Consider the following 26,503-nt stretch of genomic DNA (forward strand, 5'->3'; position numbering starts at 1 on the left):
TCTGTCTGATTAGAATTAAGCACCATTTCCGAAGCAACACACGGAAAAGACAGTGAGAATAAAACAAAAAAACAAGAGAGATAGGTTTTCATAAGATTAGAGAATTAAAAAAGTCTCGTTATTTTATGACGGCTATTTATCCAACAGCTAATACTCTTTTGCTAATTATTTTTGTGGTGAAGATTAATTTTATTTTTGGGTGTTATCGATATGAAACAACGGTTAGAGACGTTTTTATGGCTATCTGATTTTTCGCGTGAAGGATAAGCCGCCGTTGGTATTTATGGGCGGCTTATAGGCTTTTGGTATTTCTAAATGACGTTTGTTAAATCAACTTGGCTTGAAGCAAGCAGGTTGTCGGAGTGCTTTATCGATCGATGAAACAAGCTGTTCGATATGTTCCGGTTGGCTAATGAAGGGAGGCATCATATAAATTAACTTACCAAAAGGACGGATCCAAACACCTTGCTCTACAAAGTGCGCTTGAATGGTTTCCATATCGACAGGTGTATGTGTTTCAACAACGCCAATAGCGCCTAACCAACGCACGTCTTTAACCAGTTCATGTTCTCGCAACGGTGGTAACAACTCAGAAAAGAGCTGTTCAATCTGTTGAGTCTGATTTTTCCAATGGCCTTGCTCGATGATGGATAAACTTGCTGCACCCACAGCACAAGCTAAAGGGTTGCCCATAAAGGTTGGCCCGTGCATAAAGCAGCCCGCTTCACCGCCACATACCGTGTCAGCAACTTCTTTACTCGCCAGCGTCGCTGACAATGTCATATAACCACCAGTTAAAGCCTTGCCTACGCATAAGATGTCCGGTTGAACATCGGCATGCTCACAAGCGAATAGTTTCCCTGTACGGCCAAACCCGGTCGCAATCTCATCCAAGATCAGCAATACGTTGAATTCATCACACAGTAAGCGAACTTGTTTTAGGAACTCAGGGTGGTAGATGCGCATGCCACCAGCCCCTTGAACGATTGGCTCTAAGATCACCGCTGCGACTTCTTGATGGTGTGCTGCCAGCTTTTCTCGAAAACTATCGATGTCACTTGAGTTCCACTCATCCCAAAAGCCTGTTTTTGGCGAATCAGCGAAAATATGTTCCGGCAAAAAGCCTTTGTAGAGGCTGTGCATCGAATTGTCAGGGTCGGTCACTGACATCGCCGCAAAGGTATCACCGTGGTAGCCATCTCTTAGTGTGAGGAACTTTGAACGAGGTTGTCCTTTAGCGTGCCAATATTGCAATGCCATCTTGAGGCTAACCTCTACGGCAACTGAACCTGAATCGGCCAAAAATACATGCTCAAGATTACTTGGCGCGAGATTCAAAAGCTTCTTACATAGATCGATAGCGGGCTGGTGGGTGATGCCACCAAACATAACGTGTGAAACCTTATCGATTTGACTGTGAGCCGCAGCATTGAGCTCTGGATGATTGTAGCCGTGGATGGTTGACCACCAAGATGACATACCATCAATAATTCGTTTTCCGCCTTCTAATTCTAGGTGAACACCGTCTGCGTTGGTGACTGGATAGCAGGTCAGAGGTGTTAACGTTGATGTGTAGGGATGCCAGATATGCTGGCGATCAAAGGCGAGATCCATAGTAACTTCCATTCTTGGTGCGGTTGAAAAATAACCATATGTAAACTTTGATATTATCAATGTGTTGACAGTCTAAAGCTTGTCGGTAGACTAGCCAAGCATAAATGCAATCTCTATTGATAGAGATGAAACATCAAATAATAAAAAAGGATCGACACGTGGAAGTTCGTCATGACTGGACAGTTGCTGAAGTAACAGCGCTGCTTGAAAAACCGTTTATGGATTTAATGTTTGAAGCTCAAGTGGTTCATAGACAGTACCAAGAGCACAACCACGTGCAGGTGAGTACGCTTCTATCGATTAAGACCGGTGCTTGTCCTGAAGACTGTAAGTATTGTCCTCAAAGTGCTCACTACCGAACGGATGTCGACAAAGAACGCCTAATGGAAGTAGAGCGTGTTTTGGATGCGGCGCAAAAAGCCAAGAACGCGGGCTCGACTCGTTTCTGTATGGGCGCGGCGTGGAAAAACCCGAAAGAACGCGATATGCCTCACTTGACTGATATGATCAAAGGTGTGAAAGGTATGGGTCTAGAAACCTGTATGACACTAGGCATGTTAACCCCTGATCAAGCTGGCGAGTTAGCGGATGCAGGCTTGGATTACTACAACCATAACCTTGATACGTCTCCCGAGTTTTACGGCAGCATCATCACCACTCGTACTTACCAAGATCGTTTAGATACGCTATCTCACGTACGTGATGCCGGTATGAAGATCTGTTCTGGTGGCATTATTGGTATGGGCGAAAGTACCAATGACCGTGCAGGCCTGCTGGTAGAGCTAGCGAACCTTCCGGTACACCCTGAGAGTGTGCCAATCAACATGCTCGTGAAAGTGAAAGGCACACCGATGGAAAACGTCGATGATGTTGAATCTTTTGACTTCATTAAGTTGATTGCGATTGCTCGTATCATGATGCCAATGTCAGCGGTTCGTCTATCTGCAGGTCGCGAGAATATGAATGAACAGATGCAGGCGATGTGCTTCATGGCTGGCGCGAACTCTATCTTCTACGGTTGTAAGCTACTGACTACGCCAAACCCAGATGAAGACACGGACATGCAGCTGTTTAAGAAGTTAGGCATCAACAGCCAACAAGTGGCTCAGAAGCCTGATGAAATTCAAGAAAACGAACTGTTAGATCAAGTAGTGGAGCGCGTTGCTGCTCGTCCAACGAAAGATGACATGTTCTACGATGCCACTGTTTAAATCCCGTATCAAAGATGCCCTTGTTCAACGCCGTGAGCAGGGGCTAACTCGTCAACTTAAAGTGCTCGAAAACAGTAATGGTCCTTTGCTTAATTGCGAAGGTTCTCGCTTTATTAATTTTTCGAGTAATGATTACCTAGGCTTGGCGAACGACCCTGAATTGGTAGAGGCGTGGCAAGCGGGGCTTTCCCTTTATGGTGCTGGCAGTGCGGCATCGCCATTGGTCACGGGTTTTAGTCCTGCTCATAGAAATTTAGAAGCTCAGCTGTGTGAATGGTTGGGCTTTGAACGTGCGATTCTCTTTAGTTCTGGTTTCAGTGCGAACCAAGCCTTGTTGTTTTCTCTGCTCGAAAAAGACGACTCTCTGCTGCAAGACAAGCTTAATCACGCCTCTTTGATGGAAGCGGGGATGCTTTCTCATGCAACCATGAAACGCTTTAAACACAACGACACGCAGCATCTAGAGTCTCTATTAAGCCGATCTCTACAATCCTTGGTCGTCACTGAGGGCGTATTCAGCATGGACGGCGATCAAGCGCCTCTCAGCCAGATATCTAACCTGACTCATCAATACGACAGTTGGTTGGCGGTTGATGATGCCCACGGTATCGGCGTATTAGGTGATAAAGGAGCTGGGAGTTGCAGTGCAGCACAAATCTCCCCCGATGTTTTGGTGGTGACCTTTGGCAAAGCATTTGGCGTTTCTGGTGCTGCGATTCTTTGTTCGTCAGAAGTGGGTGATTACTTAACTCAGTTTGCTCGTCATCATGTGTACTCGACGGCGATGCCACCTTCACAAGCGGTGGCTTTATCTCATGCCTGTAAGATGACTCAAACTCAAGAGTGGCGCCGAGAAAAGCTGACTGAGTTAGGGTCTCTCTATGCAGAGCAGGTGAGCGGCTTGAAAGGCTTTGTGGATACTCAGACTCCGATTAAGCCATTTGTGATAGGTGAAGCACAAGCGGCATTATCAATAGCTGAAGAGTTAAAGCAAAACCAAGTTTGGGTGACCGCAATAAGGCCGCCAGCCATACCTGCTGGAACTGCTCGATTACGAATCACGTTAACAGCTAACCATAGCCCAAAACAGATTCTCCAGTTAACCAGGTCGTTGCATCAAGCCATTGAACGAAACATCGACTTAAGCACTGAACCGGGTATCCATCCAAGCTTTGAATCAAATAAAGAGGCTCAGTAAATGTCACAAGAAGCAGTAGTGCATAATTACGTTGGCCAAGATAAGAGTGCGATTGCCGAAGCCTTTGGTAAAGCGGCAACAACCTATGACAAACACGCTGAATTTCAACGCGATGTTGGCCACCGATTACTGGATAAATTACCCAGCGATCTGTCAGGCTTTAAGGTGCTGGATCTAGGTTGTGGTACTGGCTATTTCTCCGAGCAACTTGTAAAACGAGGCGCCGAAGTGGTTTGCGCTGATCTTTCTGTTGGAATGCTAGCAACAGCAGAGAAGCGGTGTGGTGCATCTGTATCTTTATATCAACAAGCCGATGCCGAACAATTGCCGTTTGAAGATGGGTGCTTTGACATCGTTTTCTCTAGCCTTGCGTTGCAATGGTGTGACGATTTGTCGTCGCCTTTGAGAGAGATGAAGCGTGTTACAGCGGCTGGTGGGCGTGTTATTTTCTCAACTTTGCTTGATGGGTCGCTGTTTGAACTGAAAAAGTCGTGGTCCAAAATTGACGCACATCAACACGTTAACCATTTTATTACAATCAATAAGGTAAAAATTGCGTTAGCGCAATCTAGCTGTACCGTTCATCAACTAGACTTGCCCACCATCACCGTTTGGTACGACACTGCGTTTGAACTGATGCGCGACCTTAAAGGTATCGGCGCTAATCACGTAAGTGGTCGCTCACAAGGTTTAACAAGTCGTCGCATGTTGCAGCTTGTTGATCGGGAATATCGAGAGTTTAAGAACCATCAAGGTTTCTTACCAGCAACATATCAAGTTTGTTTAGGGGTTATTCAATTATGATTGATGCATTATTCATTGCAGGTACGGATACCGAAGTGGGAAAAACTGTGGTTTCAAAAGCGATTCTTCAAGCTTTGGCCGCACAAGATTTATCAACAATTGGTTACAAGCCAGTTGCTGCAGGGAGTGAAAAATCCCCTGAAGGACTACGTAATAGTGATGCACTGCATCTTCAAGAAGCGGCGACGCAAGATATTGCTTACGAAGACGTCAATCCATACGCGTTGTTGCTACCATCATCGCCTCACATCGCTGCTAAGCATGATGGTGTTGTAATTGATGAGGCGGTATTATCAGCGAAGCTAGAAGAGCATAAGAAAAACTCTGACATCGTGTTAGTTGAAGGTGCTGGTGGTTGGCGAGTCCCGGTTTCAGACGATGAATATCTTTCTAGCTGGGTTAAAAAAGAGCAACTGCCAGTGGTACTGACTGTGGGTATTAAACTTGGTTGTTTGAGCCACGCTCTATTAACGGCAGAAGCGATTCGTGCTGATGGCCTAAACCTAGTAGGTTGGGTCGCAAACCGTATCAATCCAGGTACTGAGCACTACGCAGATATTATTGCGATGCTTGAAGATAAGTTAGGTGCACCTAAGTTAGGTGAAATCCCTTACGTCCCAAAAGCGAAGTCTAAAAACATTGGTAAGTACATTGATGTGCAGCCTTTGCTTGCGCTTTAATTACCACGTTATGTACTAAATAAGAAAAGGGCTGCGATTGCAGCCCTTTTGCTATTTTAAGCCTTTAGACCTTGAGTTGATAAACAACCGGTCTTTTAATAAACAAGCTTAGAACTAATGTTCTTTAGTCAGTCCCATTAAAGCTTGCTGAGTTTCTGTGATTTTTGTCTGTGCCGTTTGCGGTGTTAGGATTCCAACCTGCTTTTTCGCTTCTTCTTCAGTAATCCCTAGGTGACAGCACAGTAAATCGATAGCCATTTGAGTGTTAGTACCTTCAACCATGATCCTTTCCTTTTTGTACATGGACTAGCCAATAAATCATCTGAAGTCACTGTAAACGGATTGTTATATCGACACCATACGACTTAGGTCTAATAGAGTGGATTTAATTCGGATATGGTCTCGTAATCAAATGTTGCAATTTAATGCTTAACCTTGTTTTCTTAATCTAAGACTATATGTATAAGTAAGTATAAGTCTTCAAGGTTGGAATCTATTGCTGTCTGCCTTGTCTATAACAATAAGTTTTATAAAAACAGCTTTCATGCGGAGATAAGTAATGAAGCGAGTAATGTTGTTCCTTGCAACTAACCTAGCGGTTGTATTGGTACTAAGTGTTGTTCTTAATGTTGTATACGCAGTTACAGGTATGCAACCCGGTAGCCTCTCAGGTTTATTGGTGATGGCTGCGGTATTTGGTTTTGGCGGCTCATTCATTTCATTAATGATGTCGAAGAAAATGGCGCTACGCTCGGTAGGCGGCATGGTCATTGAAAGCCCACGTAACGAAACAGAACATTGGTTGATGGAGACGGTAAGCCGTCAATCTCAACAAGTTGGTATTGGTATGCCAACAGTGGCGATCTACGACTCGCCAGACATCAACGCATTCGCGACAGGTGCTAAGCGTGACGATTCATTGGTAGCAGTATCAACAGGCCTGCTGCACAACATGACGCGTGATGAAGCTGAAGCAGTATTAGCGCATGAAGTGAGCCACATCGCAAACGGCGACATGGTGACGATGACCCTAATGCAAGGTGTTGTGAACACTTTCGTTATCTTCCTATCTCGTTTCATCGCCAACATTGTTGCGTCGAATGACAACGAAGAAGAGGGTGGCAGCAACATGATGGTGTACTTCGGTGTGTCTATGGTGCTGGAACTGGTATTTGGTTTCCTAGCGAGCTTCATTACGATGTGGTACAGCCGCCACCGTGAGTTCCATGCTGATGCAGGTGCTGCGCACTTGGTTGGTAAAGAGAAGATGATTGCAGCGCTAGAGCGTCTAAAGGTGAGCCATGAGCCACAACTAGAAGGTTCTATGATGGCGTTTGGTATCAACGGTAAGAAGTCTCTAACTGAGCTTCTAATGAGCCACCCGCCGCTAGACAAGCGTATTGCTTCTCTACGTAACATGTAATCGCTACGTATTTTTCAGTCGCTAATCGACAAGATACATTTGAAAGGCTTCCTTCGGGAGGTCTTTTTTGATCTTGGCATCTAAGACAGTAAGTATTCGAGGAATAGGTGTCTGGCGATAGAGGGTTACTGGTGATGAAGCATTACGATATTGATTGGTTGATATCGCACGGATTGAGATGAGTAGGGTAATGATACTGGGTTGCTTTGTATTATTTTGCTGACGTCTCTTGTGCTCAATACACTTTGTTCCGCTCAACAAAAAGGCTTCCACATGGGAAGCCTTAGTCTATTCTGCGATTCGAAATTCGAATATTACAGCTTGTCAGTTAGCTCGATTGCTTGACCGATGTAGTTTGCTGGAGTCATCTCTTTCAGGCGAACTTTCTCGTCTTCAGGGATCTCAAGACCATCGATGAATGCACGCATGCCTTCGCCATCTACACGTTTACCACGAGTTAGCTCTTTTAGCTTCTCGTATGGTTTTTCGATGCCGTAACGACGCATTACTGTTTGTACTGGTTCAGCCAATACTTCCCAGTTCTTGTCTAGTTCAGCAAGTAGCGCAGCGCGGTTAACTTCAAGCTTGCTAATACCTTTCAGAGTCGAAGTGTATGCAATGATTGCGTAGCCAACACCCACACCTAGGTTACGAAGAACCGTAGAGTCAGTAAGGTCACGCTGCCAGCGAGAAACTGGAAGTTTTTGTGCAAGGTGGCTGAATACTGCGTTCGCTAGACCAAGGTTGCCTTCAGAGTTTTCGAAGTCAATTGGGTTAACTTTATGCGGCATTGTCGAAGAACCGATTTCGCCAGCAATAGTCTTCTGCTTGAAGTGACCAAGAGCGATGTAGCCCCAAACGTCACGGTCGAAGTCTAGAAGGATAGTGTTGAAACGAGCAATTGCATCGAATAGCTCAGCGATGTAATCGTGAGGTTCGATTTGAGTTGTGTACGGGTTCCAAGTTACGCCAAGAGATTCAGTGATGAACTCTTCGCTAAACTGGTGCCATTCAACTTCTGGGTATGCAGAAAGGTGTGCGTTGTAGTTACCTACAGCACCGTTGATTTTCGCTAGGATCTCAACGTTTTCGATTTGCTTGTATTGACGTTCCATACGGTACGCAACGTTAGCCATCTCTTTACCCATAGTAGAAGGAGAAGCTGGCTGACCGTGTGTACGAGACAGTAATGGAATATCACGGTACTCGTTCGCAAGTGCTTTGATAGCATCAATTACGTTACGGATTTCTGGAAGAATCACTGTGTCACGAGCTTCTTTAAGCATAAGCGCGTGAGAGGTGTTGTTGATGTCTTCAGAAGTACATGCAAAGTGAATAAATTCGTTTACAGCGTGAAGTTCAGGAACGCCAGCAACTTTCTCTTTCAAGAAGTACTCAACCGCTTTAACGTCGTGGTTAGTCGTGCGCTCGATCTCTTTGATACGTAGAGCATCTTCTTCGCTGAAGTTAGCGGCTAGTTCATCAAGAAACTGGTTAGCTTCTGCACTGAACGCTGGTACTTCTTTGATTGCATCAGTTGCTGCAAGCTTTTGTAACCAACGAATTTCAACGATAGAGCGGTACTTTAGTAGTCCAAACTCACTAAAGATGCTGCGTAATGCAATAGTCTTACTTCCGTAACGGCCGTCTACTGGTGAAACAGCAGTCAATGCTGACAGTTCCATGGTGTTCTCCTGAATTGAGTTTTCTAAATTTTGAGAGGTTTATACCAGTAACAATCTCAATTGTCACGCACATTGCGCAATCGTTTGCGTGAGAGTTGTGTTGATACAAAAAACAAGCTCGCGACGAGGCGCGAGCTAATAAACTACATTCGAGCTAGTAGGATTTGAGCCTGCTCGATCATCTTCTTACGACCGAAGATAAGGTGGCGACGTTTACCGCCAACTTGACGCCATAACACAGCGCTTCGAATCCCTGATAGAAGCAGTGCGCGAACCTTATGTTGGCTCGATGTCTGCTGAAGTACAGACGGAGTACCAGAAACCTGAATGCGAGGGCCGATAGGGCTGACGACATCAAGGTAGATACTTGCAAGGTTGCTGATCATTTGCTCGTCAAACAGATCAAAGTGTTCAGTTTGGCGCTCTGCAGTTTGAATGCGGTCACCAAGCTGAGACATAGAGTCGTTGCGAGAAGACAGCTTACGCTCAAGCGCCATCAAGCTGATGATGTAACGCGTGATATCGCTACCTGCTGGAGTACTATCGATACCTTTTACTAAGCACTCAAGGCCAAGCTTTAGGTTCGCTTCACGTCCAAATACGCCCACGGTATTCGATGGGTTGGTATTTAAAATGGCACTGAGTGAAGCTTCAAAGGCATCTTTATCACAATGGCCGTCTTTCGCTACTTGTTGAACCAAAGCCACAGCTTGGCAAATTCCGGCGAAAGCAATAGTACGGTCATAAAGTGTATTAGCCACGTAGTAACTCCTAGTTGTCTTCTATCGTTTGTCGTTTGATTGATTAGATGCGCTTTTCGATGATACCACCACCAAGACATACTTCGCCTTGGTAGAACACTGCAGATTGACCTGGGGTCACTGCGATTTGTGGCTCATCAAAAATAACCTTAATGTTCTCATCATCAATTGGGATGATTGTACAAGGAATATCTGTTTGACGGTAACGTGTTTTTACCGTGCATGTCATAACTTCAGTAATTGGTGTGCGATTTACCCAATGAAGTTGAGATGCGATCAAGCCTTCTGATTTCAGAAGAGGGTGGTCTTTACCTTGTACTGCGATAAGTACATTACGCTTAAGGTCTTTTTCACCAACAAACCATGGTTCTTCGTTACCGCCACCACCTTTAGTGCCGCCAATATGAAGGCCTTTACGCTGACCTAGCGTGTGGTACATCAAACCTTGGTGTTGACCAATCACTTGGCCTTCAGGTGTTTCGATGTTACCCGGTTGTGCTGGTAGGTATTTGCCTAGGAACTCAGTGAACTTGCGCTCACCGATAAAGCAGATGCCTGTTGAATCTTTCTTCTTAGCTGTGATCAAGTCTTGCTCTTCAGCAATACGTCGCACTTCTGGCTTCTCTAATTCACCGACAGGGAATAGGCTGCGTGCCACTTGATCTGAGCTTAGTGTGTATAGGAAATAACTTTGGTCTTTGTTGCTGTCTAGACCGCGTAGCATTTCTGGTTTTACGCCAGCATCAAGCTCTTCTTGAGTTGGGAAAGTACGACGAACGTAGTGACCCATCGCAATGTAGTCTGCGTCTAGCACTTCATCCGCAAACTCTAAGAATGCTTTAAATTTGATTTCTTTGTTACAAAGAATATCTGGGTTAGGTGTACGACCTGCTTTGTACTCTTCAAGGAAGTATTCGAATACGTTGTCCCAGTATTCTGCAGCAAAGTTGATAGTGTGAAGGTGGATACCTAGTTTGTCACATACCGCTTGAGCATCAGCAAGATCTTCAGCTGCCGTGCAGTATTCTTCGTTATCGTCTTCTTCCCAGTTTTTCATGAAAAGGCCTTCTACCTGATAGCCTTGTTGCTGAAGAAGATACGCCGATACTGACGAATCTACACCGCCGGACATACCGACAATTACTTTCTTTTCGCTGTTTCCAGAGCTGATATCTGACATGTCTAAACACCGTTACTATTACTTGGTCGCAGATTCTAACAGAAAGAGAAACGCCGTGACAGATCCGAGACCGGAATCACAGTTTCATTTGCACAAATAGTGCGCTGACTTTGTTAGAGAATCGCATGAGAGCGAGGTGAGTCGCTAGGATGTCAGAAGTATATGTGGCATAGTCGCTCGAAATCCAAGACCTGAGATAAAAAAATGTCTGAACAAAACGAATTTATGCAAGAAGAAGAGCTGATTGAGATCATCGAGAACCAGCTTGAAGATGGCGAACCAGTGAAAGTGAAAGAGACGTTGATGCGTTTAATGATGACAGGCACTCCACGTGAAGAAGCAATTGCGGCTATGGCATGTGCACTGGCAATTGAAGTATTTGACGTTATGAAAAACGGCGCGGAGTTTAATCAAAAACGTTACGCAGAGCATTTGGGCATGCTGCCTGATTTAAGCTTTATGGAAGGCGAATAAAAAAAACCTTCAGCAAACGTTTGCTATAGTTTGAAAGATTGCCGCGTTAAATATAGCGCGGTAGAATCCGCCACCTATTTCCCCTTGACTTAGACTAGCCCTATGAAATTCCCTGGACAACGTAAATCAAAGCACTACTTTCCGGTTCACGCTCGTGATCCTCTAGTGAGCCAAGCTCAAAGCAGTAAAAGAATGTCACGCACTCATATTATCGGTATTGACCAAACATTGGTGGATATTGAAGCAAAGGTGAGTTCTGAACTTATTGAGAAGTATGGTTTGAGCAAGGGACATTCACTGGTTATTGGCGACGCAGCCGCTGAATCTTTGTATCAAGAATTAAAAGAGCAGTGCCTGATTACCAATGAATACGCTGGTGGCACAATTGGTAACACATTACACAACTATTCAGTGCTAGCGGATGACCGTTCTACACTGTTAGGTGTAATGAGCCAAGATATTAAGATTGGTAGTTACGGTTATCGCTATTTATGTAATACATCAAGCAGAATGGATCTGAACCATTTACAAGGGGTAGATGGCGCAATTGGTCGCTGCTTTGCATTAATTACAGAAGACGGTGAACGTACTTTCGCAATTAGCGAAGGACAAATGAACCAATTAAAACCAGAAAGCATTCCTGAAAAAATCTTCAAAAGTGCTTCTGCTTTAGTTTTAACGGCTTATTTAGTTCGCTGTAAGCCAGGCGACCCGATGCCTGAAGCAACAATGAAAGCGATCGAATACGCGAAGAAATACGATGTGCCAGTCGTTCTTACACTAGGTACTAAGTTCGTTATTCAAGATGATCCAGAATTCTGGAAAGATTTCCTTGAGCAACACGTAACGGTTGTTGCAATGAATGAAGACGAAGCTGAAGCGTTAACGGGTGAAAGCGATCCACTGGCTGCATCAGATAAAGCGCTAGACTGGGTAGACCTTGTTCTATGTACTGCGGGACCTGTTGGCCTATTTATGGCTGGTTATACAGAAGATGCAGCTAAGCGTGAAACGTCACTGCCTTTACTTCCAGGTTCAATTGCGGAATTCAACCGTTTTGAATTTAGCCGTCCTGCGCATAAAGATTTATGTGAAAACCCAACTAAAGTGTATTCGCACATTGCGCCATACATGGGTGGACCAGAAAAGATCAAAAATACCAATGGTGCAGGTGATGCTGCGTTATCAGCTTTATTACATGATATGGCTGCTAATAAGTACCACAAAGAAAACGTGCCAAACTCAAGTAAACACCAACATTCATTCTTGACGTACTCTTCGTTCTCACAAGTTTGTAAATATTCTAACCGTGCTAGCTATGAAGTGTTGGTTCAACACTCTCCACGTTTATCTCGTGGCCTTCCTGAAAGAGAAGATAGCCTAGAAGAAGCGTACTGGGAAAGATAAGTTACTTTCTTTAATCAGTAGTACTATCAGTATCAGTTGGTTTCTAATACTGATAGTACAAATATAAAAAAGGCTCCGAAAGGAGCCTTTTTTGTTTCTGAATATATTGAAGTCGTAAATAATACTTTGGTCGACTTAAATATTAATTCTATCGCTTAGCGTGTAATTGATTACTCACTAAGTAAACTAAATGTTTAGATAGCAAACTCTTCTAGAGATTTACCAGCATCTAGCTGTTCTTGGATAGCTGAAGGCGTACGGCCTTGACCTGTCCAAGTCTTCTCGTCGCCGTTTGCGTCTACGTATTTGTATTTCGCTGGGCGAGGAGCGCGTTTAGCTTTTGTTGTTTTAGATTTTGCTTCACCAGAAAGTGCAGCAATAAGATCGGCAACATCAATTCCGTCTTTTGCAATTTGTTCAGCAATAGCAGAAAGCTTAGCTTCTTGCTCTGCTTTAGCAGCACGCTCTTCAGCTTCAGACTCTTGACGCTCTTGTACAACAATAGTCAGCTTGTCTAGCGCTTCTTCAAGTTGCTCAAGAGTTAATTCACGTGAGAACGCACGAAGGCTGCGGATATTTAATAGAGTTTTTGTTAATTCAGACATGATATTTTCCATCAAGGTAAACTAAATAATCTTCCTAATAATAAACAGAGCCTAGGAATAAAACAAATAGTATTTCTTCTATTACATATTTAAATATAAAAGTGAGATGAATAGTTGAAAATTCAGAGCAGTATTTCTATTGAATTTATAATAATTATTAAGAATATCTTAAAAAATGATATGTGACAGGTGGAGTAGTCAACTTATGTAGACTATTCTTCTATTGATTAGTTCATTAACAAAAAGCTATTTTTCTCGGAATGTTATGTTGCATTGTTGCTCTTGATGAGTACAATTGCGGCTACCTGATGCGAGGTGTTGGTTAATTTGTTGTTAAACTCTGGTTTGCACGGTTAATAATGTTATCGCACGTAGAGGTGCAATTATAAAAAGTAACTTCCGTTGGGGTGATGCCAATGAACGGGAATGAAAGGTGTAATTGCCGAAGTAAATTGTATATCTAAGCAATTTGCTGGGGTTGTGCTCAATAGGTACAACACTGCCATAGTCTTAATTTTAAACTATGGAGCGCTACTGTAGGGTTGGGTGAAGTGTTCACTTCCCTTTCGCTTAGTTCAACATGAGCTTGGTCAGCCGTATCAAGTTTGTCTGCAGTAGATCTCTAGCCAAATAAAAAACTGGTTTTTGAAGATCATGAATTTAATAGATTTTGCAACATCACCTTTATCTTTGCTTCCGCCCCTTGTGGCTTTGAGCCTTGCTATTGTTACCCGCCGTGTATTGGTTTCTTTGGGTGTCGGGATCATCATGGGTGCGATTCTACTTGCTGATTACTCAGTAGGTAACGCAGCTAGCTACGTGTTTACTAAAGCATCTGGTGTTTTCATCGAAGATGGTGGCATCAACACTTGGAACATGAGCATCATTGCATTCCTAATTATTCTTGGAATGACAACGGCATTATTAACACTGTCTGGCGGTACTCGCGCATTCGCGGAGTGGGCACAGTCTCGCGTTAAGAGCAAACGTGGTTCAAAACTACTTGCTGCTTTCTTAGGTGTATTCATCTTTGTTGATGACTATTTTAACAGCCTAGCGGTTGGTGCTATCTCTCGTCCTGTAACAGACCGCTTCTATGTATCTCGCGCTAAGCTTGCTTATATCCTAGATTCAACTGCGGCTCCTATGTGTGTGATCATGCCTGCTTCTAGCTGGGGTGCTTACATCATCACGATCATTGGTGGCATCTTAGTGACACACGGTGTGACAGAGTATTCTGCACTGGGTGCTTACGTTCGTCTTATCCCAATGAACTTCTACGCTGTATTCGCACTACTAATGGTGTTCGCAGTAGCATGGTTCGGTCTAGACGTTGGTAAGATGCGTGAGCATGAGATCGAAGCATCTCAAGGCCGTGGCTTTGAAGGTGACAACGATCAAAAGCAAGCTCACGATCTAAACGAAGAGTTAGATATCGAAGAGAGCGAAAACGGTTCAGTTTCTGATCTTGTTATGCCAATCGTATCGCTAATTGTAGCGACAGTGGCTGCAATGCTTTACACAGGCGGCCAAGCGCTGGCTGCTGATGGCCAAGCATTCAACCTTCTAGGCGCATTCGAAAACACGGATGTAGGAAAGTCTCTTGTTTACGGTGGTGTTATTGGCTTACTAGTAGCACTAGCGACAGTATTCAAGCAAAAGCTATCTATGACTGATATCGCAAGAACAATGTGGATCGGTGCTAGCTCTATGTTTGGCGCGATTCTGATTCTTGTGTTTGCATGGACTATCGGTTCTGTTATCGGCGACATGAAAACGGGTTCTTACCTATCGTCTCTAGTAACAGGCAGCATTGATTACCACTGGTTACCGGTTATGTTGTTCCTTCTAGCGGGCGTTATGGCGTTCTCTACAGGTACATCTTGGGGTACGTTCGGTATCATGCTACCAATCGCGGGTGATATGGCTGCAGCATCGGATATCGCACTGATTCTTCCAATGCTAAGTGCGGTTCTAGCGGGTGCAGTATTTGGTGACCACTGTTCTCCAATCTCAGATACGACGATTCTGTCTTCTACTGGTGCTCGTTGTAACCACATCGACCACGTCTCGACTCAGCTTCCATACGCGTTGTCTGTAGCGTTCGTATCGTGCATTGGTTTCATCACTCTAGGTATGACATCTTCAATTGGCATCGCATTTGGCGCAGCGTCTCTAACGTTTGTTGCTGTATGTTTTGCATTGGCTTACTTCTCTCGCTGCAAAATGGCGACGTGCAAAAGCTAAAATTGAAAGTTAATCAGTAAACTATCAGGGAGGCGTTTGCCTCCCTTTTTTGTGCCTGTTAATTTAATTTTAAGTTTCGTGAAAAAAGTTCGAATAAATGGTTGAAAAAGGATGTCAGCTTAGTTAGTGTGGAGACAAGACAGCAAACAACCTAAGAGCTGATAAGTATGCGTAAATTAGTAATGAACATTCATCACCATCATCACCCTATCTAGTCTTTCGGGGAGATTTACGTATACCCGGGAGCAAGATTACTCCCGGAGGTTAAGTCAAAAGAATTTAGATTTAAACCCTCGGGATGATAAAGTCCCCGAGGGTTTTTTAGTTTTAGCGCTTTTAAATAATCAATAAATTCAAATATTTGCACAGGGATACAGCAATGCAGACACAACGCCTAAGAATCGCAATTCAAAAGAAAGGTCGCTTAAGTAAAGAGTGCCAAGACCTACTTAAAAAATGTGGTGTTAAATTTAATATCATGGGTGAGCGCCTAGTGGTTCACTCACTAAATATGCCAATCGACTTGTTACTCGTTCGTGATGACGACATCCCAGGTCTTATCATGGATGGTGTAGTTGACCTTGGTTTCATCGGTGAAAATGAACTAGAAGAAGTTCGTCTAGATCGTGTTGCTCTTAAAGAGCCTTCAGAGTTCCGCACACTACGTCGTTTAGACTTCGGTGGTTGTCGCCTTTCAATCGCTATTAATAAAGACGAAGAATACAACGGCCCACAAGACTTAGCGGGCAAACGTATTGCGACAACCTACCCACAACTACTTAAAGCCTACATGGACGAGCAGGGTGTTGAGTTCAGCACTTGTATGCTAACAGGTTCGGTTGAAGTCGCGCCTCGCGCTGGCCTTGCAGACGCTATCGCTGATTTAGTTTCTACAGGTGCAACGCTTGAAGCGAACGGCCTAAAAGAAGCAGAAGCTATCTTCCAATCGAAAGCAACACTGATTCAACGTGTTGGCGACTTCGACGCAGACAAGACCGCACTGATTGAAAAACTACTGACTCGTATGCAGGGTGTTCAACAAGCGAAAGAGTCGAAGTACATCATGCTTCACGCGCCAACCTCTCAACTAGAGCAAATCAAAGCATTACTGCCTGGTGCTGAAGATCCAACGGTTCTTCCTCTATCTACAGACAAAGACAAAGTTGCCGTGCACCTAGTAAGTACAGAGAACTTGTTCTGGGAAACAATGGAACAGCTGAAAGAGTTGGGTGCAAGCTCGATTCTAGTATTACCAATCGAAAAAATGATGGGGTAGTGACGATGAGAACCGTTGTTTGGCAATCTTTAAGTGAATCACAGCAAGACTCGGTATTAGAGCGTCCAGCTATTACTGAAGGTGCAAACATCACAGCGACTGTTTCTGATGTTATTGCAAAAGTACGAAATGAAGGCGATGCCGCGCTTAAAAAGCTGACTGCAAAGTTTGATGGTGTAACTCCAGAATCTATCCGAGTCAGTTCGGGTGAGATTGAAGAGGCGTGTGCTCGTCTAACACCAGAGATGAAGCAAGCGTTAGAGCAAGCTTATAGCAACATTGCTAAGTTTCACGAAGCTCAAAAGCCGCAGCCAATTAAGGTTGAGACACAGCCTGGTGTTGTGTGTGAGCAAGTGACGCGCGCGATTAATACTGTTGGCCTTTATATTCCCGGTGGCAGTGCGCCACTACCGTCAACGGTTCTTATGTTAGGTGTTCCTGCTCAAATCGCAGGTTGTCGTAAGGTTGTGCTTTGTTCACCTCCGCCAATCGCTGATGAAATCTTGTATGTCGCTAAGCTTTGTAAGATCGACGAAGTTTACAACGTTGGTGGTGGTCAAGCGGTTGCAGCAATGGCTTACGGTACCGAGAGTGTGGCTAAAGTCGATAAGATCTTCGGCCCAGGTAATGCCTACGTTACGGAAGCAAAGCGCCAAGTGAGTAATGACTTCCGCGGAGCAGCTATTGATATGCCAGCTGGCCCATCTGAAGTGTTAGTGATTGCTGATGAAACGGCTGATGCAGACTTCATTGCAGCGGATTTGTTGAGCCAAGCGGAACACGGGCCTGACTCTCAAGTAGTATTGGTAACTCCATCTCCAGTGGTTGCAGACCAAGTAACAGAAGCGGTTCAAAAGCAACTGAAAGAACTGTCTCGTGCGAACATCGCTCAGCAAGCATTGGCTTCAAGCTTAATCATCATTGCTGAATCGATCACTCAAGCGATTGCGATTTCGAATTTCTACGGTCCTGAGCACTTGATCGTTCAAACCAAGAACCCACGTGAATTGCTGCCATTGCTAGATAATGCAGGCTCAATTTTCCTTGGTGACTGGTCTCCAGAATCTGCAGGTGACTACGCATCCGGCACAAACCACGTTCTTCCGACTTACGGTTATACCAAGACGTATTCAAGCCTAGGTTTGGCTGATTTCTCTAAGCGAATGACGGTGCAGGAGCTAACAGCCGATGGGTTGAAAGGCCTAGCGCCAACAGTAGTAACAATGGCGGAAGCCGAAGGTTTGGATGCACACAAACGCGCTGTGACTATCCGAGTTGAAAAGTTAAATAAAGCGAAATAAGGGTAGGGCATGGAAAAGTTAGCAAGAAAACAAGTTCAGGCTCTAACACCTTACTTGTCTGCAAGACGCATAGGCGGTACTGGTGATGTATGGCTAAACGCCAACGAATCTCCGTTTGATAACGAGTACAACCTGAACTTGTCTCGTCTTAACCGTTACAGCGAATGTCAGCCAAAAGAGCTGATTGATGCTTACGCTCAATACGCAGGCGTGAAATCAGAGCAAACTCTGACAACGCGTGGTGCTGACGAAGGTATTGAATTACTGATTCGTGCTTTCTGTGAGCCGAACGAAGACGCTATTCTTTACTGCCCACCTACTTACGGTATGTACGCAATCAGTGCAGAGACGATTGGTGTTGAGCGTAAAGTTGTGCCTCTTACTTCTGAATGGCAATTGGATCTTCCAGCTATCGAAGCTCAGCTCGACAACGTAAAAGTGGTGTTTGTTTGTAGCCCAAATAACCCAACCGGTAATTTGGTTGATCGTAAAGACATCATCAAGCTGCTTGAAATGACACAAGACAAAGCGATTGTGGTGATGGATGAAGCGTATATCGATTTTTGTCCAGAAGCGTCAACCGTTGATTTGCTTGAGCAATATCCAAACCTAGCGATTCTGCGCACCTTGTCGAAGGCCTTTGCTTTGGCGGGCTTACGTTGTGGCTTTACGCTAGCGAACAAAGAGCTTATCGATGTACTGTTGAAAGTGATTGCTCCTTATCCAGTGCCAATCCCTGTTGCTGACATTGCCGTTCAAGCACTTTCAGAGCAAGGACTCGCGCGAGCTAAGTTCCAAGTTCTGGATTTAAGTGCTAACCGAGCGTATTTGCAGGCGGGTCTATTAGGTATGCCTCAAGTGACGGTTTTTGATGGCTGGGGTAACTACTTACTGGTGAAATTCCCGAACGGCGATGAGTTATTTAAAGCGGCTTGGGATACGGGCATTATTTTGCGTAATTCACCTATTGAAGACTGTGTTCGTATTAGTATTGGTAACCGCGAAGAGTGCGAAAAGACACTTGGATTCATTCGTAACTTTTATCAGTAACGAAAGGCTTACCAGTAATAACATTTGCCAGTTTGAGTTGATTAATCGCAGATTGGCAAGTGAAACCAATATTTTGGGTTAGCGTTTGATTTTAGCTAGGCCACCAGATTTAAAATTAAAAGGAAGTTCAAGTGAGTAAACAACAGAAAATACTTTTTATAGACCGTGACGGCACCTTAATTGTAGAGCCGCCAGTTGACTTTCAAGTAGATCGTTTAGACAAGCTAAAATTCGAACCGCGAGTAATTCCTAGCCTACTTGCACTGCAAGACGCTGGTTACCGTCTAGTGATGGTGACTAACCAAGATGGTCTAGGTACCGATAGCTACCCACAAGAAGATTTCGATGCACCACACAATATGATGATGGAGTTCTTCGAATCTCAAGGCGTTAAGTTTGACGACGTGCTTATTTGCCCTCACTTTGACGAAGACAACTGCTCTTGCCGTAAGCCTAAACTGGGTATGGTTAAAGAGTACCTACAAGGCGGTAAAGTCGATTTCCAACACTCTGTTGTGATTGGCGACCGAATGACGGATCTTCAACTGGCAGAGAACATGGCTATCCGCGGTATTCAATATGGCCCGGATGCGGAAACTGAAGGCACGCTTAACTGGCCACAAATCGTTAAAGATCTGACGGTTAATGCGCGTATTGCTGAAGTAGTTCGTACTACTAAAGAAACCGATATCAAGGTTGCAGTAAACCTTGATGAAACCGGTGGCAACAAGATCGATACCGGCATGGGTTTCTTCGACCACATGCTTGATCAAATCGCGACACACGGTGGTTTCCAAATGAACCTGACTGTGAAGGGCGACCTGCACATTGATGATCACCACACAGTCGAAGATACCGCTCTGGCTTTAGGCCAAGCATTGAAAGATGCACTAGGCGACAAACGTGGTATTGGCCGTTTTGGTTTCAGCCTACCAATGGATGAGTGTTTGGCTCAGTGTGCGTTAGACCTTTCTGGTCGTCCATACCTGAAGTTCGATGCTAAGTTCAGCCGTGAGCAAGTGGGTGATCTTTCAACCGAGATGGTGGTTCACTTCTTCCGTTCTCTAACTGATACATTGGCTTGTACGCTACACCTTTCTTCTGATGGCAATAATGATCACCACATCATTGAGAGCCTGTTCAAAGCGTTTGGCCGTACTCTTCGCCAAGCAATCAAAGTTGAAGGTAACGAGTTACCAAGCAGCAAAGGCGTTCTGTAAGGGTTCGGTATGAAAGAGCAAAAAGTCGTTATTATTGATACTGGTTGTGCCAACGTTTCATCGGTGAAGTTTGCGATTGAACGTCTGGGCTACGCAGTTGAAATTTCAAAAGAACCAGAAGTTGTTCTTGCTGCCGACAAGCTATTCCTACCCGGTGTAGGTACAGCAAGTGAGGCAATGAAGAACCTGCAAGAGCGTGACCTTGTTACCCTTGTCAAGCAAGTTGAGAAGCCTCTGCTGGGTATCTGTTTAGGTATGCAGCTGTTAGGCAAACTGTCTCAAGAGAAAGGTCAAAAGGCTGATGAGTTAGTTGAATGCCTAGGTTTGTGTGATGGCGAAGTTCGTTTACTTGAAACGGGCGACTTACCATTACCACACATGGGTTGGAACACAGTAACAGCAACGCCTAATCACCCGCTATTTAAAGACATTGAAGAAGGCGAATACTTCTACTTTGTTCATAGCTTCGCAATGCCAGTGGGCGACTACACAATCGCACAATGTGATTACGGTAATCCGTTCACTGCGGCGGTTCAAAGTGGCAATTATTATGGTGTTCAGTTCCACCCAGAGCGATCTTCGAAAGCTGGCTCTAAGCTGATTCAGAACTTCTTGGAATTGTAATAAGGATTAGGCAGCGGCTAACGTTGCCATATAAGGAATGTAAATGATTATTCCCGCGTTAGATTTAATTGAAGGCCAAGTAGTTCGCTTATTCCAAGGAGACTACGGGCAAGTAACAGAATACAAAGTAGACCCAGCAGAGCAGTTTAATCTGTACCACCAAGCTGGCGCTGGCTGGCTGCACCTTGTTGACTTAACGGGCGCAAAAGACACAACGGCTCGTCAGTTAGACTTGATTGCTAAGCTCCTTGCTAGCACGCCTGCGAACATCCAGATTGGTGGTGGCGTGCGTAACGAACAAGATGTCGTTGATCTGCTAGAAGCTGGCGCACAGCGCGTTGTGGTTGGTTCTACAGCCGTTAAGCAACCTGAGTTGGTGAAAGGTTGGATGGAGAAGTATGGCGCGGAAAAAATCGTGCTGGCTCTAGACATCAACATTGATGAAAGCGGCACACGTAAAGTGGCGATTTCAGGTTGGCAAGAAGATTCAGGTGTGACTATTGAAGCGCTGATTGAAGACTACCTCACGGTTGGCCTTAAACACGTGCTGTGTACCGATATTTCACGTGACGGCACGCTAGAAGGATCAAACGTAGAGCTCTATGTTGATCTTTGTAAGCAGTACCCACAAGTGCAATTCCAATCATCGGGCGGCATTGGCAGCCTAGCTGATATCGAAGCGCTTAAAGGCAGCGGTGTTGCGGGTGTGATTGTGGGTCGTGCGCTACTTGATGGCAAGTTTACCGCAGAGGAGGCATTTGCATGTTGGCAAAGCGCATAATCCCTTGTTTGGATGTCCGTGACGGACAAGTGGTTAAGGGCGTTCAGTTCCGTAACCACGAAATTATTGGTGACATCGTTCCGCTAGCACAACGCTATGCAGAAGAGGGCGCCGATGAATTGGTATTTTATGACATCACCGCATCAAGTGATGGCCGTGTGGTCGATAAAAGCTGGGTGAAACGCGTAGCTGAAGTGATCGATATCCCTTTCTGTGTCGCTGGTGGTATTAAATCAGCAGAAGATGCAGCGCGCATCCTTGAGTTTGGTGCGGATAAAGTGTCAATCAACTCACCGGCATTGGCTAATCCACAGCTGATTACTGACCTTGCTGATAAGTTTGGCGTTCAGTGTATCGTTGTCGGTATCGATTCATACTTCGACAAAGAAACCGGTAAATATCAGGTTTACCAATTTACAGGCGATGAAGCGCGTACTAAAGCAACCAAATGGGAAACCAAAGATTGGGTGCAGGAAGTACAGAAGCGTGGCGCAGGTGAGATTGTGTTAAACATGATGAACCAAGATGGCGTTCGTAACGGCTATGATATCGATCAGTTAAACATGGTGCGTGAAGTGTGTAATGTGCCATTGATTGCCTCTGGTGGCGCTGGTGCAATGGAGCACTTTGCTGAAGCTTATAAAAAGACCAACGTGGATGGAGCACTTGCGGCTTCGGTATTCCACAAACAAGTCATCAATATTGGTGAACTTAAACAGTATTTAAAACAACAAGATGTAGAGGTGCGACTATGAGTTTTGAACCCGTAAGCTTATCAAAAACAGAAGTAGGCGCATTGTCAGAGCGTATTAACTGGGAAAAAGTAGATGGCTTAGTGCCAGCGATTGTTCAAGATTACCAGTCAAGCCAAGTGCTAATGATGGGATACATGAACCCAGCCGCACTTGAGAAAACGGGTGAAACTGGCAATGTGACGTTTTTCTCTCGCACAAAAGAGCGTCTTTGGACGAAAGGTGAAACGTCGGGCAATGTATTGCAACTGCAAAACATCGCCTTGGACTGTGACAGCGACACCTTACTGGTTAAAGTTAATCCCATTGGTCCAACGTGCCACACAGGTACAACAACGTGTTGGGATGGAGACAAGCAAGAAGAGTCTCAGATGGTGTGGCTTCATCAGCTTGAGCAGCTATTGGCTGCCCGCAAGGACGCCGATCCTGAATCTTCTTATACTGCCAGTCTATATGCCCGTGGCACCAAGCGTATTTCGCAAAAAGTGGGCGAAGAAGGCGTTGAAGTCGCGCTTGCGGCGACGTCGGGCGATAAGGCGGAGTTAGTGTGTGAATCAGCAGATTTGATTTACCACCTAATGGTTCTTCTTCAAGACCAAGGCTTATCGATGGATGATGTGGTAAACAAGCTGAAAGAGCGTCATAAGTAAGCTCTCTTTAGATTAATAGAACCGCGTAAAAGACAGACAAAAGCCCCGCAAACAAACATGTTTACGGGGCTTTTTAGTTTTTTAATTTTCAAGATTTCAAGATTTCAAGATTTCAAGATTTCAAGATTTCAAGATTTCAAGATTTCTAAGCCCTACGTCACTTTTCTAACCTCTGACTTTGCGTCATTCCGAGGAGCCTAAGCGACATCAGGAATCTCTTCTCTTAATCTGACTTCTTAGTCGAACGAGTTACCCGCAGCACTTCTTGTATTTCTTACCACTGCCACAAATACACGGATCATTACGGCCGATTTTAAAGCTCTCAACGGTTTGATTTAAACGTGGGTCAATTTCTGGTTGTGTAGTTTGTTCCTGCTCTGGGAAGGTACCATCAATGTAGTACCAAAGACCGTCTTCACGTATAAAGCGAGAGCGTTCTTGCATGCAGTATTGTGCGCCTTCTTCATTGAAGTAAGCTTTAAACTCAACAAAGCCTTCGTCTTGGTGCGAGCCTACCGCAGTATCGATGACTTCTAGTCCTGCCCAATCACTGTTGATAGATTCGGCAATGCCTTCTCTTTGCGCTTCTGCGTTGCAGCTAGGGTGGTAAGTCGCAACAACATAGTCAACTAAACCCAACACGTGCGCTGAATAACGAGAGCGCATCAACTGTTCAGGCGTTTCAACAGCACTGTGGTGAAGGTGCGCTGATTCACAGCACTGTTGGTAAGTATTTTTGCTACCGCATGGGCATAAAGACATAGTCAGATCCTGTAAAAATGGCCTCTATTAAGAGGCCATAAGTGAATGCGTGGGAGTTTACCAAGAAACGATCGCTCACCAAAGTTTGGTTTCTGTTGAAGTTATTGAAATTATCAAAGTGTTAGCGCGAAGTTTACTATTTCAAGGCTGGAGACAATAGCTCTTGTGCCCAAGTCGTTGCTTCATCGTAAGCTTGGCCTAGTTGAGCCTCACTGAGCTTGAGAAGTTTACGAATGCGCGTTGCTTCGTCCCATCGGGCTTGTTCATAAGCAATAACCATGGCCAAAATCGCACCTAACACGCCTTTACGTTGGATAAGGGCCTGTTTAATCTCATCGTCGATTGGCACTGAGTCCAGTACTTGCTTCAACGGTTGGTCAAACAGTGAATCCAGTAGCGAGAACATACCGGTCAAAAAGGCTTGTCCTGGCTCAACCTTCACATTCATCTTCTCGACTAAGAGCTCACATTGACGCGCGCGTAATACCGCTAAACCGTAGAGTGAGTCCGGCTTGTCTTCTTTCGCTGATGCGATCGCCACAAGTGAAACGAACTTACGCAGCTTTTGTTCACCAAGGTAAATAAGCGCTTGGCGGAATGAACGAATCGTTGTTGGTGAACCGCCAGCGGAGTTTACGTAGGTAAGTAGCTTATACGACATGGTCACATCGAGCGTAATCAAACGCTCTACTTCACCAAAGTCGATAGGGTCGTGCGCAATCTCTTTTAACAGCTGAACGGTCGTCAGGAATGCCGGGTTGAGCGCACGCGTTTGGATCATCTCTGGCTTGCTAAAGAAATAACCTTGAAAGTAGGTGAAGCCTGCTTTTTTCGCTTCTTGGTATTCTTCGTACGTTTCTACTTTCTCAGCAAGGAACTTGATATCTAGCCCTTTGAGAGAGTTCATAAACATCGCTGCTTTGGCAATTGGCGTCAAACGGATATCGAACTTGATAATTGAAACGTAGGGTAAGAAGCGCTTCCAAGCTTTACTTGGCACAAAGTCGTCTAGCGCAATGGTATAACCCGCGTCAAAGATGGTTTTGATTGCTTCAAGTAATTCGTCTGTTGGTTCGCAGTCTTCAAGAACCTCAACAACGAGGCTTTCTTTGGGGAACAGAGTAGGGACTAAGTTGATTAGGCTTGCATATGGGAAGTTCACGAACCCAAGCTTATCACCCAACGTATTATAGTGGGTCGATAAGAAGTGATCGGAAAGCAAACGGCTAGTAGCGAGCTCCGGCTCTACTTCAGGGAAAGTATTCTTAGGACCATCCCTGAATAGCAACTCGTAACCTATGGTTTTCTTGCCTGTGTCGAGTATTGGTTGACGCGCTACGTATGAATATTTCAACTTGGTACTGTGTTCGGTTTATTTCTGGTAGAGAGATAATAGCTAATTCACTAGAAATTACCATACACTTTCTAAGAAAGTCTGACCGACAATAATAATCAAAGTGAAAGTTTAAGCGTTATGTTAAAAGCTATTGCTAAACGCTCGATTCTGTAGTTCAAAACTTTGCGGCGTGAACACCAGCACTGAGCCTTGCGTATACCAATCGCCAAGTACGATACGGGTTTTAGTGCAATTGTTAGCATTAAATGTATGGATGTCTGGGCGGTGAGTATGGCCGTGGATCATCAGATCGACATTGTTTCGTTCCATCACATCTTCGACTTCTTGCTGTGTCACATCCATGATGTCGAGAGACTTGGTCTGCTTGTCATCTTTGATATCTGATTGAACCTTTGAAACAATTTTCTTCTTGATGAAAAATGGAATTCGGTTGAAGACCCATTGTAACCATGGCTGATGCACTTTTTCGCGAAAGGCGAGGTACTTTACATCTTCAGTACATAGAGTGTCTCCATGCAATACTACCGCTTTTTGCCCGTAGATATCGATCGTAGAAACTTCGTCGAGAAGTTGTACGCCCGTTTGCTTAGCAAATTTTTTGCCGACTAAGAAGTCGCGGTTCCCTTGAGTAAAGTAACAAGGCACGCCTGTTTTCACTAAGTCGATAAACGCTTGGCGGATAGAAGTCGCGAATTCACTCTTATCATCGTCACCAATCCAGAATTCGAAAAGGTCACCTAATACGTAAAGTGCATCCGCTTCTACGGCTTCTTTCTTCATAAAGGTTAAGAAGCAGTCTGTGATGTCTTCTCGTGACGGAGAAAGGTGCAGATCTGATATAAAATATGTTTTCATAGGTCTAAAAAAAGGGAGCGATTCGCTCCCTATATCCTGATTTTATCGGCTCATCAATACTAACCGAAAGCGATGAATTAAGCTTCGATTGTAGTACCAGTGATGATCACTTCTTCTAGAGGTACATCTTGGTGCATACCCATAGAACCAGTGCTAACACCTTTAATCTTGTTTACGATGTCCATGCCTTCAACAACTTCTGCGAATACACAGTAGCCCCAACCGTCTAGGCTTTCGCTACGGAAGTTTAGGAAAGAGTTGTCGTTAACGTTGATGAAGAACTGAGAGCTGGCTGAATGCGGTTCCATAGTACGAGCCATTGCTAGCGTACCAACTTTGTTCGCTAGACCGTTGTTTGCTTCGTTCTTGATCGTTGCACGAGTTGCCTTTTCTTTAAGGCCAGAAGTCATGCCGCCGCCTTGAATCATGAAACCATCGATAACACGGTGGAATAGTGTGTTGTCGTAGAAACCGTCACGGCAATACTGTAGAAAGTTTGCGCTTGTTTCTGGTGCTTTTTCTTCGTTAAGTTGAACTTTGATATCACCAAAATTTGTGTGAAGGATGATCATGATTGTTACCTTAC

The 26,503-nt window shown here is 44.6% G+C and carries 26 protein-coding genes, 1 riboswitch and 1 other annotated feature; of the genes, 16 read left to right on the forward strand and 10 right to left on the reverse strand.

Translation table 11 applies throughout. The annotated features are described in order from the left end of the window. Positions 1-330: 330 nt before the first annotated feature. Complete coding sequence (gene bioA / locus AB6D06_RS04560; protein WP_372099821.1) at positions 331-1,614, reverse strand: adenosylmethionine--8-amino-7-oxononanoate transaminase; 1,284 nt, start codon at positions 1,612-1,614, stop codon at positions 331-333. 158 nt (positions 1,615-1,772) lie between these two features. Here bioA and bioB point away from each other — a divergent pair, with 158 nt between their 5' ends. From bioB to bioD, 4 genes are read left to right on the forward strand one after another with little or no spacing between them, the layout of a single operon-like run. After that, positions 1,773-2,825, forward strand: coding sequence for a biotin synthase BioB (gene bioB, locus AB6D06_RS04565; RefSeq protein WP_016792500.1), 1,053 nt, complete (start codon positions 1,773-1,775; stop codon positions 2,823-2,825). Further along, positions 2,812-4,023, forward strand: a complete 1,212-nt coding sequence (bioF, locus tag AB6D06_RS04570; protein WP_372099825.1) for an 8-amino-7-oxononanoate synthase — start codon at positions 2,812-2,814, stop codon at positions 4,021-4,023. The genes bioB and bioF overlap by 14 nt, the downstream gene beginning before the upstream one ends. Continuing rightward, positions 4,024-4,827: a malonyl-ACP O-methyltransferase BioC gene (gene bioC / locus AB6D06_RS04575; RefSeq protein ID WP_017060254.1), complete on the forward strand. Its 804-nt coding sequence runs from the start codon at positions 4,024-4,026 to the stop codon at positions 4,825-4,827. It abuts the gene before it with no gap. Next, on the forward strand, positions 4,824-5,507 hold the full coding sequence (gene bioD / locus AB6D06_RS04580) for a dethiobiotin synthase (RefSeq protein WP_017060255.1): 684 nt from the start codon (positions 4,824-4,826) through the stop codon (positions 5,505-5,507). The genes bioC and bioD overlap by 4 nt, the downstream gene beginning before the upstream one ends. Positions 5,508-5,621: 114 nt before the next feature. Here bioD and AB6D06_RS04585 read toward each other — a convergent pair whose 3' ends face one another. Then, entirely contained in the window at positions 5,622-5,789 is a 168-nt protein-coding gene (locus AB6D06_RS04585) for a hypothetical protein (RefSeq protein WP_017060256.1), read from the reverse strand. A gap of 277 nt (positions 5,790-6,066) precedes the next feature. Here AB6D06_RS04585 and htpX point away from each other — a divergent pair, with 277 nt between their 5' ends. Further along, complete coding sequence (gene htpX / locus AB6D06_RS04590) at positions 6,067-6,930, forward strand: protease HtpX (protein ID WP_372090168.1); 864 nt, start codon at positions 6,067-6,069, stop codon at positions 6,928-6,930. A gap of 314 nt (positions 6,931-7,244) precedes the next feature. On the opposite strand, the gene purB is transcribed toward htpX, so the two are convergent. The 3 genes from purB to mnmA all read right to left on the reverse strand — a co-directional run bounded on the left by purB (position 7,245) and on the right by mnmA (position 10,556). Beyond that, positions 7,245-8,615, reverse strand: coding sequence for an adenylosuccinate lyase (gene purB, locus AB6D06_RS04595; RefSeq protein WP_017068077.1), 1,371 nt, complete (start codon positions 8,613-8,615; stop codon positions 7,245-7,247). Positions 8,616-8,758: 143 nt separating this feature from the next. Continuing rightward, a complete protein-coding gene (hflD, locus tag AB6D06_RS04600; RefSeq protein ID WP_017060259.1) occupies positions 8,759-9,376 on the reverse strand; it encodes a high frequency lysogenization protein HflD in 618 nt (205 codons plus the stop codon). Between the two features lie 43 nt (positions 9,377-9,419). Continuing rightward, entirely contained in the window at positions 9,420-10,556 is a 1,137-nt protein-coding gene (mnmA, locus tag AB6D06_RS04605) for a tRNA 2-thiouridine(34) synthase MnmA (protein WP_017060260.1), read from the reverse strand. Positions 10,557-10,760: 204 nt separating this feature from the next. On the opposite strand from mnmA, the gene AB6D06_RS04610 reads away from it, so the two are divergent. Together AB6D06_RS04610 and AB6D06_RS04615 are read left to right on the forward strand one after the other, a co-directional pair. Beyond that, positions 10,761-11,030, forward strand: coding sequence for a hypothetical protein (locus tag AB6D06_RS04610; protein WP_010439986.1), 270 nt, complete (start codon positions 10,761-10,763; stop codon positions 11,028-11,030). A gap of 102 nt (positions 11,031-11,132) precedes the next feature. Next, complete coding sequence (locus AB6D06_RS04615; protein WP_017060261.1) at positions 11,133-12,437, forward strand: inosine/guanosine kinase; 1,305 nt, start codon at positions 11,133-11,135, stop codon at positions 12,435-12,437. A 194-nt stretch (positions 12,438-12,631) separates the two neighbouring features. On the opposite strand, the gene AB6D06_RS04620 is transcribed toward AB6D06_RS04615, so the two are convergent. After that, positions 12,632-13,042, reverse strand: a complete 411-nt coding sequence (locus AB6D06_RS04620) for an H-NS family nucleoid-associated regulatory protein (RefSeq protein WP_017060262.1) — start codon at positions 13,040-13,042, stop codon at positions 12,632-12,634. Positions 13,043-13,406: 364 nt separating this feature from the next. Continuing rightward, positions 13,407-13,584: riboswitch (Lysine riboswitch) on the forward strand. Between the two features lie 112 nt (positions 13,585-13,696). Between AB6D06_RS04620 and AB6D06_RS04625 the strand changes: the two genes are divergently transcribed. The 9 genes from AB6D06_RS04625 to hisIE all read left to right on the forward strand — a co-directional run bounded on the left by AB6D06_RS04625 (position 13,697) and on the right by hisIE (position 22,943). Further along, entirely contained in the window at positions 13,697-15,289 is a 1,593-nt protein-coding gene (locus AB6D06_RS04625) for a Na+/H+ antiporter NhaC family protein (protein WP_017060263.1), read from the forward strand. Positions 15,290-15,479: 190 nt separating this feature from the next. Next, positions 15,480-15,615 (forward strand) — a sequence feature (His leader region). A gap of 53 nt (positions 15,616-15,668) precedes the next feature. After that, the gene (hisG, locus tag AB6D06_RS04630) at positions 15,669-16,565 is read left to right on the forward strand and encodes an ATP phosphoribosyltransferase (protein ID WP_017060264.1); all 897 of its coding nucleotides are present in this window, start codon (positions 15,669-15,671) and stop codon (positions 16,563-16,565) included. Beyond that, a complete protein-coding gene (hisD, locus tag AB6D06_RS04635; RefSeq protein WP_017065318.1) occupies positions 16,565-17,866 on the forward strand; it encodes a histidinol dehydrogenase in 1,302 nt (433 codons plus the stop codon). Before hisG ends, hisD begins: the two co-directional genes overlap by 1 nt. Before the next feature lie 9 nt (positions 17,867-17,875). Then, a complete protein-coding gene (gene hisC, locus AB6D06_RS04640; protein ID WP_017060266.1) occupies positions 17,876-18,916 on the forward strand; it encodes a histidinol-phosphate transaminase in 1,041 nt (346 codons plus the stop codon). A gap of 131 nt (positions 18,917-19,047) precedes the next feature. Then, complete coding sequence (gene hisB, locus AB6D06_RS04645) at positions 19,048-20,136, forward strand: bifunctional histidinol-phosphatase/imidazoleglycerol-phosphate dehydratase HisB (protein WP_017060267.1); 1,089 nt, start codon at positions 19,048-19,050, stop codon at positions 20,134-20,136. Between the two features lie 9 nt (positions 20,137-20,145). Next, on the forward strand, positions 20,146-20,760 hold the full coding sequence (gene hisH / locus AB6D06_RS04650) for an imidazole glycerol phosphate synthase subunit HisH (protein WP_017060268.1): 615 nt from the start codon (positions 20,146-20,148) through the stop codon (positions 20,758-20,760). Positions 20,761-20,803: 43 nt separating this feature from the next. After that, the gene (gene hisA, locus AB6D06_RS04655; RefSeq protein WP_136981599.1) at positions 20,804-21,541 is read left to right on the forward strand and encodes a 1-(5-phosphoribosyl)-5-[(5-phosphoribosylamino)methylideneamino]imidazole-4-carboxamide isomerase; all 738 of its coding nucleotides are present in this window, start codon (positions 20,804-20,806) and stop codon (positions 21,539-21,541) included. Further along, positions 21,523-22,296 carry an imidazole glycerol phosphate synthase subunit HisF gene (gene hisF, locus AB6D06_RS04660; protein ID WP_017060270.1) on the forward strand — a complete coding sequence of 258 codons (774 nt, stop codon included), beginning with the start codon at positions 21,523-21,525 and terminating at the stop codon, positions 22,294-22,296. Before hisA ends, hisF begins: the two co-directional genes overlap by 19 nt. Continuing rightward, a complete protein-coding gene (hisIE, locus tag AB6D06_RS04665) occupies positions 22,293-22,943 on the forward strand; it encodes a bifunctional phosphoribosyl-AMP cyclohydrolase/phosphoribosyl-ATP diphosphatase HisIE (RefSeq protein ID WP_017060271.1) in 651 nt (216 codons plus the stop codon). Before hisF ends, hisIE begins: the two co-directional genes overlap by 4 nt. Before the next feature lie 249 nt (positions 22,944-23,192). On the opposite strand, the gene AB6D06_RS04670 is transcribed toward hisIE, so the two are convergent. From AB6D06_RS04670 to AB6D06_RS04685, 4 genes are all read right to left on the reverse strand, one after another. Then, positions 23,193-23,705, reverse strand: a complete 513-nt coding sequence (locus AB6D06_RS04670; RefSeq protein ID WP_017060272.1) for a YchJ family protein — start codon at positions 23,703-23,705, stop codon at positions 23,193-23,195. Between the two features lie 136 nt (positions 23,706-23,841). Next, a complete protein-coding gene (locus AB6D06_RS04675) occupies positions 23,842-25,059 on the reverse strand; it encodes an EAL and HDOD domain-containing protein (protein ID WP_029235300.1) in 1,218 nt (405 codons plus the stop codon). Between the two features lie 123 nt (positions 25,060-25,182). After that, positions 25,183-25,917, reverse strand: coding sequence for a UDP-2,3-diacylglucosamine diphosphatase (gene lpxH, locus AB6D06_RS04680; RefSeq protein ID WP_017060274.1), 735 nt, complete (start codon positions 25,915-25,917; stop codon positions 25,183-25,185). A 77-nt stretch (positions 25,918-25,994) separates the two neighbouring features. Beyond that, on the reverse strand, positions 25,995-26,489 hold the full coding sequence (locus AB6D06_RS04685; RefSeq protein ID WP_017060275.1) for a peptidylprolyl isomerase: 495 nt from the start codon (positions 26,487-26,489) through the stop codon (positions 25,995-25,997). Between the last annotated feature and the right edge of the window lie 14 nt (positions 26,490-26,503).

This window comes from Vibrio sp. 10N.239.311.G01 (assembly GCF_041465805.1).
Lineage (GTDB): Bacteria > Pseudomonadota > Gammaproteobacteria > Enterobacterales > Vibrionaceae > Vibrio > Vibrio crassostreae_C.

Coding starts and splice junctions, on each gene's coding strand:
- bioA (WP_372099821.1), bottom strand. CDS start 1,614: ATGGATCTCGCCTTTGATCGCCAGCATATCTGGCATCCCTACACATCA.
- bioF (WP_372099825.1), top strand. CDS start 2,812: ATGCCACTGTTTAAATCCCGTATCAAAGATGCCCTTGTTCAACGCCGT.
- bioC (WP_017060254.1), top strand. CDS start 4,024: ATGTCACAAGAAGCAGTAGTGCATAATTACGTTGGCCAAGATAAGAGT.
- bioD (WP_017060255.1), top strand. CDS start 4,824: ATGATTGATGCATTATTCATTGCAGGTACGGATACCGAAGTGGGAAAA.
- AB6D06_RS04585 (WP_017060256.1), bottom strand. CDS start 5,789: ATGGTTGAAGGTACTAACACTCAAATGGCTATCGATTTACTGTGCTGT.
- htpX (WP_372090168.1), top strand. CDS start 6,067: ATGAAGCGAGTAATGTTGTTCCTTGCAACTAACCTAGCGGTTGTATTG.
- purB (WP_017068077.1), bottom strand. CDS start 8,615: ATGGAACTGTCAGCATTGACTGCTGTTTCACCAGTAGACGGCCGTTAC.
- mnmA (WP_017060260.1), bottom strand. CDS start 10,556: ATGTCAGATATCAGCTCTGGAAACAGCGAAAAGAAAGTAATTGTCGGT.
- AB6D06_RS04610 (WP_010439986.1), top strand. CDS start 10,761: ATGTCTGAACAAAACGAATTTATGCAAGAAGAAGAGCTGATTGAGATC.
- AB6D06_RS04615 (WP_017060261.1), top strand. CDS start 11,133: ATGAAATTCCCTGGACAACGTAAATCAAAGCACTACTTTCCGGTTCAC.
- AB6D06_RS04620 (WP_017060262.1), bottom strand. CDS start 13,042: ATGTCTGAATTAACAAAAACTCTATTAAATATCCGCAGCCTTCGTGCG.
- AB6D06_RS04625 (WP_017060263.1), top strand. CDS start 13,697: ATGAATTTAATAGATTTTGCAACATCACCTTTATCTTTGCTTCCGCCC.
- hisG (WP_017060264.1), top strand. CDS start 15,669: ATGCAGACACAACGCCTAAGAATCGCAATTCAAAAGAAAGGTCGCTTA.
- hisC (WP_017060266.1), top strand. CDS start 17,876: ATGGAAAAGTTAGCAAGAAAACAAGTTCAGGCTCTAACACCTTACTTG.
- hisH (WP_017060268.1), top strand. CDS start 20,146: ATGAAAGAGCAAAAAGTCGTTATTATTGATACTGGTTGTGCCAACGTT.
- hisA (WP_136981599.1), top strand. CDS start 20,804: ATGATTATTCCCGCGTTAGATTTAATTGAAGGCCAAGTAGTTCGCTTA.
- hisF (WP_017060270.1), top strand. CDS start 21,523: ATGTTGGCAAAGCGCATAATCCCTTGTTTGGATGTCCGTGACGGACAA.
- hisIE (WP_017060271.1), top strand. CDS start 22,293: ATGAGTTTTGAACCCGTAAGCTTATCAAAAACAGAAGTAGGCGCATTG.
- AB6D06_RS04670 (WP_017060272.1), bottom strand. CDS start 23,705: ATGTCTTTATGCCCATGCGGTAGCAAAAATACTTACCAACAGTGCTGT.
- lpxH (WP_017060274.1), bottom strand. CDS start 25,917: ATGAAAACATATTTTATATCAGATCTGCACCTTTCTCCGTCACGAGAA.
- AB6D06_RS04685 (WP_017060275.1), bottom strand. CDS start 26,489: ATGATCATCCTTCACACAAATTTTGGTGATATCAAAGTTCAACTTAAC.